15 protein-coding genes are annotated in these 12,978 nt (G+C 71.7%); 10 read left to right on the top strand and 5 right to left on the bottom strand.

Annotated elements, in window-relative coordinates:
* Positions 1 to 79: 79 nt before the first annotated feature.
* Positions 80 to 1,057, bottom strand: a complete 978-nt coding sequence (locus tag JFB92_RS18765; RefSeq protein WP_199042363.1) for an RNA-guided endonuclease InsQ/TnpB family protein — start codon at positions 1,055 to 1,057, stop codon at positions 80 to 82.
* 38 nt (positions 1,058 to 1,095) lie between these two features.
* Between JFB92_RS18765 and JFB92_RS18760 the strand changes: the two genes are divergently transcribed.
* The 5 genes from JFB92_RS18760 to JFB92_RS18740 all read left to right on the top strand — a co-directional run bounded on the left by JFB92_RS18760 (position 1,096) and on the right by JFB92_RS18740 (position 4,129).
* Positions 1,096 to 1,758 carry a type II secretion system F family protein gene (locus JFB92_RS18760; RefSeq protein WP_199042361.1) on the top strand — a complete coding sequence of 221 codons (663 nt, stop codon included), beginning with the start codon at positions 1,096 to 1,098 and terminating at the stop codon, positions 1,756 to 1,758.
* On the top strand, positions 1,755 to 2,372 hold the full coding sequence (locus JFB92_RS18755) for a type II secretion system F family protein (protein ID WP_199042353.1): 618 nt from the start codon (positions 1,755 to 1,757) through the stop codon (positions 2,370 to 2,372). The genes JFB92_RS18760 and JFB92_RS18755 overlap by 4 nt, the downstream gene beginning before the upstream one ends.
* Positions 2,373 to 2,817: 445 nt before the next feature.
* Entirely contained in the window at positions 2,818 to 2,964 is a 147-nt protein-coding gene (locus JFB92_RS27030) for a DUF4244 domain-containing protein (RefSeq protein WP_199042373.1), read from the top strand.
* Positions 2,965 to 3,056: 92 nt separating this feature from the next.
* Positions 3,057 to 3,377: a TadE family type IV pilus minor pilin gene (locus tag JFB92_RS18745; protein ID WP_199042351.1), complete on the top strand. Its 321-nt coding sequence runs from the start codon at positions 3,057 to 3,059 to the stop codon at positions 3,375 to 3,377.
* A 365-nt stretch (positions 3,378 to 3,742) separates the two neighbouring features.
* Positions 3,743 to 4,129, top strand: a complete 387-nt coding sequence (locus JFB92_RS18740; protein WP_199042349.1) for an Rv3654c family TadE-like protein — start codon at positions 3,743 to 3,745, stop codon at positions 4,127 to 4,129.
* Positions 4,130 to 4,453: 324 nt separating this feature from the next.
* Here the strand turns inward: JFB92_RS18740 and JFB92_RS18735 are convergent, their stop codons facing one another.
* Positions 4,454 to 4,855 carry a VOC family protein gene (locus tag JFB92_RS18735; RefSeq protein WP_199042347.1) on the bottom strand — a complete coding sequence of 134 codons (402 nt, stop codon included), beginning with the start codon at positions 4,853 to 4,855 and terminating at the stop codon, positions 4,454 to 4,456.
* Positions 4,855 to 5,169, bottom strand: a complete 315-nt coding sequence (locus tag JFB92_RS18730) for an ArsR/SmtB family transcription factor (RefSeq protein ID WP_199042345.1) — start codon at positions 5,167 to 5,169, stop codon at positions 4,855 to 4,857. Before JFB92_RS18730 ends, JFB92_RS18735 begins: the two co-directional genes overlap by 1 nt.
* A gap of 124 nt (positions 5,170 to 5,293) precedes the next feature.
* On the opposite strand from JFB92_RS18730, the gene ddaH reads away from it, so the two are divergent.
* Positions 5,294 to 6,142 (top strand): dimethylargininase, encoded by an 849-nt coding sequence (ddaH, locus tag JFB92_RS18725; RefSeq protein ID WP_199042343.1) that lies wholly within the window; start codon positions 5,294 to 5,296, stop codon positions 6,140 to 6,142.
* Here ddaH and JFB92_RS18720 read toward each other — a convergent pair.
* On the bottom strand, positions 6,107 to 6,673 hold the full coding sequence (locus JFB92_RS18720; RefSeq protein WP_199042341.1) for a hypothetical protein: 567 nt from the start codon (positions 6,671 to 6,673) through the stop codon (positions 6,107 to 6,109). The two genes, ddaH and JFB92_RS18720, sit on opposite strands and share 36 nt — an antisense overlap.
* A 111-nt stretch (positions 6,674 to 6,784) precedes the next feature.
* Entirely contained in the window at positions 6,785 to 7,339 is a 555-nt protein-coding gene (locus JFB92_RS18715; RefSeq protein WP_199042340.1) for a hypothetical protein, read from the bottom strand.
* A gap of 188 nt (positions 7,340 to 7,527) precedes the next feature.
* On the opposite strand from JFB92_RS18715, the gene pdhA reads away from it, so the two are divergent.
* From pdhA to JFB92_RS18695, 4 genes are all read left to right on the top strand, one after another.
* Positions 7,528 to 8,682: a pyruvate dehydrogenase (acetyl-transferring) E1 component subunit alpha gene (pdhA, locus tag JFB92_RS18710; RefSeq protein ID WP_233163496.1), complete on the top strand. Its 1,155-nt coding sequence runs from the start codon at positions 7,528 to 7,530 to the stop codon at positions 8,680 to 8,682.
* Positions 8,682 to 9,656 (top strand): alpha-ketoacid dehydrogenase subunit beta, encoded by a 975-nt coding sequence (locus tag JFB92_RS18705; RefSeq protein ID WP_199042339.1) that lies wholly within the window; start codon positions 8,682 to 8,684, stop codon positions 9,654 to 9,656. Before pdhA ends, JFB92_RS18705 begins: the two co-directional genes overlap by 1 nt.
* Positions 9,657 to 9,667: 11 nt before the next feature.
* Positions 9,668 to 11,050: a dihydrolipoamide acetyltransferase family protein gene (locus JFB92_RS18700; protein ID WP_199042338.1), complete on the top strand. Its 1,383-nt coding sequence runs from the start codon at positions 9,668 to 9,670 to the stop codon at positions 11,048 to 11,050.
* Positions 11,051 to 11,486: 436 nt separating this feature from the next.
* Positions 11,487 to 12,965: a hypothetical protein gene (locus JFB92_RS18695; protein WP_199042337.1), complete on the top strand. Its 1,479-nt coding sequence runs from the start codon at positions 11,487 to 11,489 to the stop codon at positions 12,963 to 12,965.
* The last annotated feature ends 13 nt before the right edge of the window (positions 12,966 to 12,978 follow it).

The following is a 12,978-nucleotide window of genomic DNA, read 5'->3' as shown; positions in this document are numbered from 1 at the left end:
ACTTTCTCCCCTCCGTTTCGGGAGGGGTTCCACCCATCACTGGGAGGTGATTCCTGTTTCAACGACAGTCGCCCGCACGCTAGGAGCGTTTGGGTCCTACACCGTCTCCGCAGGCTGCAACGGCCAGCCCGGCCGCCAGAATGTTCTTCGCCGCATTGACGTCACGGCACTCAGTGTGCCCGCAGGTGGCGCACGTGAAGGTGCGCTCGCCCAGCGGCATCGTATGCCGCATCGTTCCGCAGGCCGAGCAGGTCTTGGACGAGGGCAGGAACCGGTCGACCGTGATCAGGTCCCGCCCGTGCCACTGAGCCTTGTACTCCAGCATCCGCCGGAACGTGGCCCAGGAGGCGTCGGCTATCGCGCGGGCGAGGGCGCGGTTCGACAGCATCCCGCGCACGCCCAGATCCTCGACCGCGATCACTTGGTTTTCGCGAACCAGCCGAGTCGTGAGTTTGTGCAGGAAGTCATGCCGTCGATCCGAGATCCGCGCGTGCGCGCGAGCCAGACGAACCTGGGCCTTGCGATAGTTAGCAGAGCCTTTCCGCTTGCGCGACAGCTCCCGCTGTCGCCGTCTGATCTTCTCCCGATCGCGCCGTTCATGCCGCGGGTTGGTGACCCGTTCACCGGTCGAAAGCGTGAACAGGCTCGTGATGCCCGCGTCGACACCGACCGCCTCGGACCTTTCCGGATGCGCGGGAATGTCCTCTTCGACCAGGAGCGAGACGAACCAACGGCCCGCAGCGTCCCGCGAGACGGTCACCGTCGAAGGCACCGTGCCGTGCGGCAGGGCCCGCGACCACTTGATCTTCAGCGGCGCGTCCTGCTTGGCGAGCTTCAACTCGCCGGACCGGAAGGTGAACGCGGACTTGGTGTACTCGGCCGAACCGGCCAGCACTCGTTTCCTTTTGAAGCACGGATAGGCGGTGCGGCCCTCGAAGAATCCCGCGAAGCCTTTCTGGAGGTGCCGCAGGGCCTGCTGGAGCGGCACCGAGGATACCTCGTTCAAGAACGCGAGGTCCTTGCGTTGCTTCCACTCTCCGCAGAAGTCCGTTTTCATCCCCACCTGAAGGCAGGGGTATCCGCGGAGGAACGACGATGAACCGCACCTTCACCTCACTGCTCACCGACCACCCCGCGGCCGCCGTCGTCTCGGCGACCGTGATTGCGGCCCTGGCGGCGGCCGGACTCGTCCGCGGCCTCGGCCCGCTCGCGGCGGCCGTGGCCGCGCTCACCGCGGCCGCCTACACCTGCGCCGCCATGACCGCATGGCGTTCGGCCCTGCGCCGCAAGCGACTCGGTGAAGCCGCCCGCCGCGCGGCCGACGCGGTCGCCGCCCTCGCCGCGGACTTGGCCGCGGGCACCGACCCCGACCGGGCCGCGGCGGCCGTGGAAGCCGACTGGCCGCCGGAGGCCACCGCGACCACCCGCCGTCTGACCGCGGCCTGGAGGGTCGCGGCGGCACTGGGCGCGCCGACCGCCGAACTGTGCCGCAGGCTCGCCGAGCACCTCCGCGAAGACGAACGAGCCGCCGCCCGCACCCGCGCCCAGACCGCCTCGATCCGCGCGACCGCGACCCTGCTGACGGTGCTTCCCGTCGGCGGGATCGCCCTCGGCGAGGCACTCGGGGTCGAGGCGATCGGGTTCCTCCTGGCCACCGGCCCGGGAATCGCCTGCCTGGCGGCCGCGATGGCGCTCCAGGCCGCCGGAATCGCCTGGACCAGAGCGCTTACCGCATCGATCGCATCGGAGGTGGCATGAAGATCAACCCCGCATGGTTCAGACGACTCCTACCGGTCCTGGTCGGACTCGCCGCGGCCCTGGCCGTAGGCGGCCCGGCCGGAGCGGCCGCCGGTGTCGGCGCCTGGTGGCTGAGCCGAAGGCTCCTGCAAACCGACCCGGACCGGGCCGAGCGGCGCACGGCCGAACGCTTGGCTCCTCAATGGACATGGACGCTCGACCTGCTGGCCGCCGGGATGCGAGCCGGGGCGCCGTTCCCACAAGCGGCGTTCGCAGTGGCCGCCGCCGACGGCGGCGCGATCGGCGACCGGCTGACCCGCTTCGCCCAGGCCGTCAACCTCGGTGCCACCGCAGCCGAATCGGCACCGGAACTCGGCCTCCTACCGGGAGCCGACCGCCTGGCGAGGCAGCTGGACCGCTCCTCGGCCAGCGGCGCGGCGATCGCCGGTGGCCTGGAGCAACTGGCCGCGTCACTGCGCGAAGAGCACCGCAGCCGCATCGAGGAGAAGGTGGGGACAGCGGCGGTGGCCATGGTCGGGCCGCTGTGCGCGTGCTTCCTGCCCGCCTTCGTGGTCGCCGGGATCGGCCCAGTGGTGTTCGGCATCGTCGCCGACACCGTGATGGCCGCCCACTGAAGCAGCGAGCACCCAGGCCCCGGCGGGAACCACCGCGAGAACGACCACCGGACCCACGACAGGAACTCCAACTGAGAACTCCGACCAGGAATTCAAACCGGGAGCCCGAGACAGGAACCGAGAAGGGAAGACCGAAGCGATGACCATCCAGACCAAGACCAGCCCGACCGCCGAGAACCCCGGAAGCCGCCGCGCGAACTGCCCGTTCAAGGACCGCTGCGGCGCAAGCAGGCGCCCGACCGTCTGCGAGGGGCCCTCGGGCCCGTGCGGTACGGCCGGGAAGACGGCCGAAGAAGAGAGAGAACGCACCGAACCCACGCAGTGCGCGGGCACGGGGCCGCGACCGCGCAGGCGCCCGAGCCCCCGACCCCGCGAGGACGAGTGGAGCCGGGGCCGGATGAAAGGAGTGACCAAACCGAGCTGGGGCGGCAAGTTCGCCTCGAAGATGCGCGGCGAGAGCGGCATGTCGACCGCCGAATATGCGGTCGGCACCCTCGCGGCCGTTGCCTTCGCCGGCGTCCTGCTCAAGGTGCTGACCTCCGGCACGGTCCAGAACGCCCTGTCCGGCCTGATCGAACGCGCACTCTCATGACGGTCCGCGAACGACTCCGGCGACGACCCCGCCACCGAAGGCCCGGACCGCGCGGCGGGTCCCACCGCAGGACCGGCCGGGAGAGCGGCTTTGTGACCGCCGAGCTGGCGGCCGGGCTCCCGGCGGTCGTGGCGGTCCTGGCGCTGGCGGTGTGGGCGGTCGGGACCGTAGGAATGAAGGTCCGGGCTGTGGACGCTGCGAACAGCGCCGCGATCGCCGCGGCCAGGGGCGAGGACGCCCAGGAGGTGGCCGATCCGTATCTGCCGGACGGGGCGTCGGTGACCGTGTCGATCGAGGGCGACCTGGTTCGGGCCACGGTCGTGGCCCCGTCGCGACCGCTGGGCCCGCTGGCCCCGCAGGTAGAGGTGGGAGCCGTGGCGACGGCGGTGCTGGAGTCGGGAGTCACCGGATGAGCACCGTGCCGAGACCCGCATACCGGCCTCCGGCGGCAGCAGACCGACGCGCTCGGAGCCGGCCCGAAACCGCAGGGCGCGTCCGGGGCCCGACCGAGCGCACCGATCGAGACAGAGCCCGGACGGGAAACGACGATCGACATCGATCCCGGGCCCGCAGGGCCGACCGAGATCGCGGGAACCGGACTGCCTCCCAGGAGCCGGGACCGGCCCCGAGCGATCACCGCCGCGTCCCAGGATCGGTTGGGGACTGCGACCGAGATCCCGGCTCGGCTCGCAACGCCCGCCGAGATGCGGGCTCGGCTCGCGATCTACACCGAGATCCCGGCTCGGTTCGGGCCCCTGACCGGGATGCCGGATCGATCATGCCGGACGGCCGACGTTGGAGCCGGCTCGGAATCGATAACCGGGAACGGGGCTCGGCGACGGTCCTGGCGGTCGGTGTGCTGGCGGCGACGGTGGTCCTGGCGGCTGGCTTCGCCGCCGTGGGCCAGGCGGGAGCCGCGCGCCATCAGGCCCAGGGAGCGGCCGACGCGGCGGCGCTGGCCGGAGCGGCGAAGGTCCTCCTAGGACCCGGCGAGGCGTGCTCCGCCGCAGCGGAACTGGTGGCGGAGAACCGGGCCGAGATGGAGAGCTGCGAAGTGAACGAATTGGAGGTCACGGTCCGAGTGACGACCGACCCGGCCGGCATAGGAGACCTGTTCGGCCCGGCGCGAGCGTCCTCCCGGGCAGGCCCGGTCACCGCGCTCTAGCGGCAGGGCCGAATCTCAACCGGGCCGCGGCGGCACTGGCCGACCGCCGCGGCCCCGCATACCGAGCCGGCCGAGGCCGGCGGCAAGAGTCGACTTCGCGGGTCGAGGAGGTGAGCGGGCCCAGCGCCCGCCCCGGATCCCCGCGCGGGCGCGAGCCCGCTCTCGAAATGGTGGTGGTCGGCGGGTGGGTGGGCACGGGGAGGGGAGGGCCCCGGAGAAGGTCCCGGATCCGAAACCCGCGAAGCGGTCCTCGCCGGATCAGGACCGCCGCCAGAGTCCAGGCCGCCGAGCGGTCACTCGCGCTCGGCTCGCGCTCGATCCGCGCTAAGCGGCCGCAGCCTCGTGGTGTTGAGCGAGTTGGATCAGATTGCCGCAGGTGTCGTCCAGAACCGCGGTCGTCACCGGACCCATCTCCGTGGGCTCCTGAGTGAACTTCACACCAAGACCCGTCAAGCGCTCGTATTCGCCCCGCACGTCGTCGACGGCCAGCGACAAGTCCGGAATACCGTCGGCCACCAGGGCCCGCTTGTACGGGCCCACCGCAGGATGCCCCGAAGGCTCCAGCAGCAGGTCCGGCCCGCCCGGCTGCTCCGGCGAGCGCACGGTCAGCCACCGGTCCTCGCCCACCGGGACGTCCGCGCTCACCTCGAAACCCAGCTTCTCGGTATAGAACTCCAGCGCCGCCGCCTGGTCATCGACGAACACGTTGGTCACAACGATCTTCATCAGTCTCTCCCGTCCGGCGCGACGGCCGAACCGTCGTCGCCATCGTCGCCCAGCCACCGGTCTAGCAGGTGCTCCAGCGGGGCAGGGTCGAAATCGTGGAACTTGTAGCGGCCCTCCCGCCTCGTCCGCACCAGCCCGGCCGCCTCCAGCACCGCCAGGTGCTGCGAGATCGCCTGCCGAGAAGCGCTCGAGCCGTGCCGCATCGCGAGTCGACCGCACAACTCGAACAGGGTCTGCCCGTCCCGCTCGCGCAATTCGTCGAGGATCGCGCGCCGCGTCGGGTCGGCCAGTGCTTTGAAGACGTCGTCAGCCACACCCCCATGGTAGGCAAGTAATAACTTGCATGTACCTGCTCAAGCGAGAGAAATAGCTCACATCCGCGGTGTCGCGGCGGCCGTGCCGAGCCGTTCGGGGCGGCGCCTGCATACACTCTCGGCCATGGAGAATCACCGCTCTGCCCCCGACCAGGCGCCCGCGACCCGGGCTCCCGGTCGCCGCACCTATCTCATGTGCCGCCCCGCCTACTACGCGGTCGAGTACGCCATCAACCCTTGGATGGACACCACCGCCCCCGTCGACGCCGCCCGCGCCTGCTCCCAGTGGGAGGCCCTGGCGGCCACCTACACCGACCTCGGCCACGAGGTCCTCTACATCGAGCCCGAGCCCGGCCTGCCCGACATGGTCTACGCCGCCAACGGCGCCTTCGTCGTCGACGGCATCGCCTACGGCGCGCGCTTCCGCCACCCCGAGCGCCGGCCCGAGGCCGACTCGCACGAGAAGTGGTACCGGGCCGCCGGCCGCGCCCACGTCAAGCCCGAGCACACCAACGAGGGCGAAGGCGACTTCACCTACCTGCCCGGACCGGGCCTGATCCTCGCCGGCTGGGGCTTCCGCACCGACGCGCGGGCCCACGCCGAGGCCGCCGACGTCTTCGGCCGCCAAGTCGTATCCCTGCGCCTGACCGACCCGCGCTACTACCACCTCGACACCGCGCTGGCGCCCCTGGACGACCACAACATCGCCTACTACCCCGAGGCGTTCGCCCCCGGCAGCCGCAGGCTCCTCCAGCGCCTGTTCCCCGACGCGATCCTCGCCGGGGCCGAAGACGCGGCCGCCTTCGGCCTCAACTTCGTCTCCGACGGCGCCCGCGTCGTGGTCAACGCCGAGGCGAGAGGGATGGCCGCCAAGCTCAGCGCGGCCGGCTACGAACCGGTCCCGGTCGACCTCTCCGAGCTCAAGAAGGGCGGCGGCTCAGTCAAGTGCTGCACCGCCGAGCTCCGGCCCTAATACGGCCGTCAGCGTCTCCTCGAAGTCGGACCGTGCCGACGCCGTGCCGCGCGGCATGGCCAGTGAACCGAGGACGTGATGGTCGGTCGCCCCGGGCCGCCGGAACTCGCGCGCCAGCACCGCGTCGATCCGCCACACCCGTTTGGCGTGCGAGGCCGGCAGCCAGAAGTGCCACCGCCGCGCCCCGACCGCGCCCGGAGTCTCCGAGACGGTGAAGCCCAGCTCGACCCCCGGGCCGTTCGGGTCGGCCGACCACCGCAGGTGCTCGACCGCCCGCAGCGGGGCGTCCAGGCACAGCCGGATGCGTCCGAGCATGCGCGACTGCCGGGTCACGGTGATCCGCTCGGCGGTGAGCATGAGAATGCAGTCGCCGCCGGCGCGTCCGTCGGAGCCGAGGCAGCCGCTCAGCAGCGTCACCCGGTCGCCGGGCCGGACGTTGCGCCGCAGCAGCGGGACGTGGCGGCCGAGGTCGGTCGTAGTCAGGCCGGCCTCGGCCGAGGAGGCGAGCATGGTGCGGGAGAAAAGGTCCATTTGCTTGTACCCCACAGGTATCCGTTGCGTTCGTTACTCTGCGACGTGCTCTGAACCTGTAACTGAAAAACGCGTATGCAAGTTACGGCCGCGAGCGGCCGATTCGCGCGCTCACCCCTTCGGGCGAGGCGACGTTCCATCCTCGTGTTCGAGACTGGGAACGGGACTCGAATACGTGTCTGAAGGCGATGGTTCGGGAATGTCCGGGCTGGCGGGACCGTCGGGGCGGTCAGGGCGTTCGCACTCCTGCCGCTCCTCCAGCGACGGCACGGGCGGCAGCGGCACCAGTCGCGGGTCGTCCTCGGAGCCGTCCGACTCCTCCGGTCGGACCGCCTCGGCCTCCGGTTCGGGATCCGGCTCCGGCGAGGACTCCCGGGCCGGACCGGGGTCCAGCTCGGCCGCGGGCCCGGTCATCTGGGGCCGATCGGCCGACGGCTCGGGCCTGGGCACCGACCAGGCCTCGGGCGTGGCCTCCAGGACCACCGTCTCCTCGGCCCAACCCGTGGCACCCGCGGCCCCGGTCGCCTCGCCCGGCCCGGAGGCGGACACGAAGACCCACCCGACCAACGCGAACGACGCCACCGTCCCCGCGCTCACGCCGACCAGCGCGAACCAGACCCCCCAAGGCCACCGGCTCGCCCGATCGAAACTCCTGCGGCCTGCCACCGCGCTCCTTCCGGCCACCCCCGTGCGACGAAACGCCCGTTCAGGACCGATGATGTCGTCAGTCCCGACCGAGCGGACACTCGCCGCGATCGTCAGCCTACGAATAGTAGTGGGGTGGCGACTGCGGAGGCGGCCGCGCCACGGCTTTGAGATGCTTGGATCACCGGAATATCAATAAGGAGGCAACCATGGGCTCAGTTGACCGACCGCGCCCCGCCAAGAAGACGGCCAAGAACCGTCGGAAGCCGGCCTCGACGAACGAACCAGAGTTCGTGCAACTGCTGACTCCAGAGGGCAAGAGGGTCGACCACCCCGGCTACGAGCTGTCCCTCACCGACGAGGAGTACCGCGGTCTCTACCGCGACCTCGTCGTCATCCGAGAACTCGACGCCCAGGGCACCGCCTTGCAACGCCAGGGCCAGCTGGGACTGTGGCCCAGCCTGCTCGGCCAGGAGGCCGCTCAGGCCGGTTCCGGTCGCGCGCTCCGCGAGAAGGACACCGTCTTCCCGTCCTATCGGGAACTCGGCGTCCAATGGGTGCGCGGCCTCGACATCATCTCGGCCTTCTCCCTGTTCCGCGGCGTCGACCTCGGCGGCCGCGACACCGAGGCCGACCGCTTCGGGATCTACTCGATCGTCATCGCCTCCCAGACCCTCCACGCCGCCGGATACGCCATGGGCGTGGCCAAGGACGGATCCGTCGGCGAGGACGGCGAGGCCGTGGTCGTCTACCACGGCGACGGCGCCACCGCCGAAGGCGACTTCAACGAGGCCCTGATCTGGGCGGGCGTGTTCAACGCCCCGCTGGTGTTCTTCTGCCAGAACAACCAGTACGCCATCTCCGAGACCAACGCGCGCCAGTTCCGTGTCCCGCCCCACCAGCGCGCCGAGGGCTTCGGCCTGCCGGGCATCCGGGTCGACGGCAACGACGTCCTGGCCTGCTACGCGGTCACCCGCTCGGCGGCCGACCGCGCCCGCGCCGGCGAGGGCCCCAGCCTCATCGAGGCCTACACGTACCGCATGCAGCCTCACACCACCTCCGACGACGCCACCCGCTACCGCGACGAGGCCGAACTGGACTACTGGCGGGCCAGGGACCCGATCGTCCGCTACCGGTCGTGGCTGACCGAGTCCGGCCTGGCCGACGAGGAGTTCTTCGCCTCGGTCGACGCCGAGGCCGAGCGGCACGTCCTCGACCTGCGCGACCGGGTGATGAACCTGCCCGAGCCCGAGATCGCCGACATGTTCGATTCCGTGTACGCCGACCTGCCCGCCGAGCTCCGGGCGGAGCGGGCCGAAGCGGTCGCCTTCCAGGCGTCGCTCGACGAGGGGAGTGAAGCCTGATGGCGACGATGACCATGGTGAAGGCCCTCAACTCCGGCCTCCGCCGCATCCTCGAAGAGAACGAGAAAGCCCTGATCATGGGCGAGGACGTCGGCCTCCTCGGCGGCGTCTTCCGCGTCACCGACGCCCTGCAGAAGGACTTCGGGTCCGAGCGCGTCATCGACACCCCCCTGGCCGAGTCCGGCATCATCGGCACCGCGATCGGCCTGGCCATGCGCGGCTACCGGCCCATCTGCGAGATCCAGTTCGACGGCTTCGTATACCCGGCGTTCGACCAGCTCGTATCCCAGCTGGCGAAGTTCCGCAACCGCTCCGGCGGGCTGATCTCCCTGCCGGTGGTCGTCCGCATCCCCTTCGGCGGCGGCATCGGCGCGGTCGAGCATCACTCCGAGTCGCCCGAGTCGTACTTCGTGCACACCGCCGGGCTCAAGGTCGTCACCTGCTCGAACCCGAACGACGCCCACTGGATGATCCAGCAGGCCGCCGCCGGGGACGACCCGGTTGTCTTCCTCGAACCCAAGCGCCGCTACCAGGCCAAGGGCGAGGTCGACACCGAACGGGCCGCGCTGGGCCTGCACCAGGCGGCCGTGGTGCGCCCCGGGTCGACGGCGACCCTGATCGCCTACGGGCCGACCGTCGACGTCGCGTTGGCCTCGGCCGAGGCCGGCGTCGAGGAGGGCCACGACCTCGAGGTGATCGACCTGCGCTCGCTCTCCCCGATCGACTGGGAGCCGCTGCGGGCCTCGCTGCGCAAGACCGGCCGGGCCGTGGTCGTCCACGAGGCACCGCGCACGCTCGGCATGGGCGCCGAGATCGCCGCCTCGCTGTCGGAGGAGTGCTTCTACTCCCTGGAGGCCCCGGTGCTGCGGGTGGCCGGCTATGACGTCCCTTATCCGGCGAGCCGCCTCGAAGACGACTATCTTCCGAACCTGGACCGGGTGCTCGACGCCGTCGACCGGTCCCTTGAGCACTGAGGAGCCGGGACATGGGACAGAAGATCACGTTCAACCTGCCCGACCTGGGCGAGGGACTCACCGAGGGCGAGGTGGCCGGCTGGCTCGTGGAGCCGGGCGACCAGGTCAAACTCAACCAGCCGTTCGTGGAGGTCGAGACCGCCAAGGCCCTGGTCGAGGTGCCCAGCCCCTACACCGGCGTCTTGGCCGAGCGGCACGCCTCGGCCGGGGACACCCTCGACGTCGGCGCGCCGCTGGCGACCTTCGAGATCGAGGGCGCGGCCGTCGAGGGCGGGTCCGGGTCCGCGAAGGAAGGCGAGCGGACGCCGAACCTGGTCGGCTACGGCGCCAGGGAGACCTCCTCCAAGCGGCGCAAACGCAAACGCGAGACCACCGCTACCCCGCCGGCGAGCGCGCCGATCGCCGAGCCGGTGACGCCGCCGGCCGAGCCGATCTCGCCGCCCGCGCCACCGGCGCCGACCTCCCCGGCCGCTCCGGCGGTCCCGGCCGCGCCCACTCCGGCCCCGCCGAAGGGGCCCGCGTTGGCCAAGCCGCCGGTCCGCAAGCTCGCCAAGGACCTCGGCGTCGACCTGGCCGCGGTCGTTCCGACCGGCCCGAACGGGACGGTCTCCCGCGCCGACGTCGAGGCGGCCGCTTCGGCATCGCAGGGACTCGCCCCCGCGGAGGCGGCCGGCCCGGCCGCGCGCGCCGGAGGCGAGGAGCGCATTCCGATCAAGGGCGTCCGCAAGGCCACCGCGCAGAACATGGTCGCCTCGGCCTTCACCGCCCCGCACGCGACGGTGTTCCTCACCTGCGACGTCACCGGCATGATGGACACGGTCGCCGAACTCAAGGGCCGCGAGGAGTTCGCCGGGGTCAAGGTCAGCCCGCTGCTGCTGGTGGCCAAGGCCGCGCTGCTGGCCTGCGGCCGCCACCCGATGATGAACGCCTCCTGGGACGAGGCGGCCGGGGAGATCGTCGTCAAGCGCGACGTGAACCTCGGCATCGCCGCGGCCACGCCGCGCGGGCTGATGGTGCCGAACATCAAGGCCGCCCAGAACCTGAGCCTGGTCGAGCTGGCCGGGGCCATCGGCGACCTGACCGCCACCGCCCGCGGCGGCCGGACCCAGCCGTCGGAGATGACCGGCGGCACGTTCTCGATCACCAACGTCGGCGTCTTCGGCGTCGACACCGGCACGCCGATCCTGCCTCCGGGCGAGTCGGCGATCCTGGTGTTCGGCGCGGTGCGGCCGCAGCCGTGGGTCCACGAGGGGGAGCTCGCCGTGCGGCAGGTGACCACTCTGGGACTGTCGTTCGACCACCGCCTCATCGACGGGGAACTGGGGTCGAGATTCCTGGCCGACGTGGGGAGATTCCTCGCTGCCCCAGGGGAAACGGCCCTGGCATGGACGTGACGCAACTTACCTGAGAATCGATGGCGGATCTCAGTATTCGGTGTTGTAATTGAGGCAAGGAAACAACGAGGAAACATAGCTTCGAAGTTTCGTTGCGTCGTCGGGCGGTGACCGGGAGTGGAGCGCCGGCCGCGACGAGAGCCTCGGTTCGGCTGAGGACGCAGACTTTTCTCCTCCCAATGGTGCGGGCGACAGCGCCGAGTCCCCGCACCGTAGAGACCCTCTCCAGGGGGTTCTCACACCGGCCGGGCGCCGCGTAGCCATGAGGGGTGGGCTACCGCTGGCGCCCGGCCTTTTTCGTTGCCTTCTTCCGGTACGGTCCGTTGTGGCCCAAGCCGAGTTCACCCTGTCGAGTGGGACCGTGTCCTGCTGCTGTACCGTGTCCCTCGTCTGGCGTTCCCGGACGCAGGACCGAGAGCAGCGATGAGGAGCAGCCGTGACCTCCGAGCAAGGTAACGCTTCAGAGAAGGGCAACACCCCCGAGGACGGGGCCCCCGAGCGCCCCGCCGGCGAACCCGAGGCCGCTCCCGAGCCCCGGCAGGAGGCCGCGAGCGAGTCTCCGGCGCCCGCCGAAGGAGGGACCGCCGCGCCGAGCGACGAGTCCGGGCCGGTCCCCGCGGCCGAGGCCCCGGCCGAACCCGAACCCGAGTCCGCGGTGATCCCCCAGCCCGAACCCGAGCCGGTCCCCGCGCCCGAGCCGACCCCGGACCCCGAGCCGAGTCCCGCGCCAGAACCCGAGCCGAGCCCCGAACCGGGTCCGGCCCCTGAGCCGGAGCCGACTCCGGGCCCCGAGCCCACCCCGCCGGAGGCCGAATCCCCCGCGCCGGTCGAGGCCGAGTCGACCCAGGTGATCCCCAGCTCCGCGGCCGAAGAGGCCCCGATCCCGCCGGCCGCGCCGCCGGTCGACGACGAGGGCACCGCCCTGTTGCGCCCGACCGCCGGCCGCCCGCCCGCCGCCGACCCCGCCGCCGAGACCCCTCAGGGCGGCGATGTCGAAGAGGAGCGCACCGAGGTCCTTCCGGCCCAGAGCGTCGGATTCAACCAGCCGGCCCCGGCCGGCGACCAGTCGCAGCAGCAGGGCGGGCGGCAGCAGAGCCCGCCGCAGGCGCCCGACTCGGCTTGGCCGTCCCCGCCGCCGAACCCGCTCGGCGGCGTCCTGCCCCCGGCCAACCAGCCGCCGCAGATGCCGTCGGCGGGCGGCCCGCAGCAGCCTCCGTCCGGGCCGCAGTCCGACGACACCCAGCGGCTCATCATCGGCGCGCAGTCCCCGCAGAGCGAGCCGCCGCCGGTCGGCCCGCCCGGTTACGGCCCGCAGCAGCCCCATCCCGAGCAGGCGATGCAGCAGCCCGGGCAGATGCCGCCGGGCTCCCAGCCGGGCCAGTACGGTCAGCCCGGCCAGTACACGCAGCCGGGCCAGCCCGGCGCCGGGTACGACCCGAACCAGATGCCGCCCGGCTCGGTCCCGCCCGGGCAGATGCCTCCGGGCGCGATGGGCGGCCAGTACCCGCCCGAGCAGCAGAAGTCCGGCCGCAAGTGGCTGGTCCCGACGATCATCATCGGGGTCGTGATCCTCCTCGGCGGCGCCGCCGCGGGAGCCTACTTCCTGCTCCAGCCTCCGGGCTTCGAGACCGGCGGCTGCGTCTCCCAGACCGCAGGCGACACCGCCGAGGCCATCGACTGCGCCGACGCGGTCGAGGGCGAGGACTTCGAGATCGTCTCCGAGGTCGACGACGGCCAGGAGTGCGCCGACGCCGGCCGCGAGACCCTCACCGTCGGCGACGCCGACAGCCCCGAGGCGATCTACTGCCTGTCCCCCTTCGGCTCCGACCCCGACGAGGGCGGCGAGGACGCCGACGAGGACGACGGCGACCAGGACGAGCAGACCGCAGAGGAAGAGGCCACAGAAGACGAGTGACGGCCCCGCCGCG

Source organism: Glycomyces salinus, assembly GCF_016428645.1.
Classification (GTDB): domain Bacteria; phylum Actinomycetota; class Actinomycetes; order Mycobacteriales; family Micromonosporaceae; genus Glycomyces; species Glycomyces salinus.
This window is presented reverse-complemented; position numbering and strand designations above follow the sequence as displayed.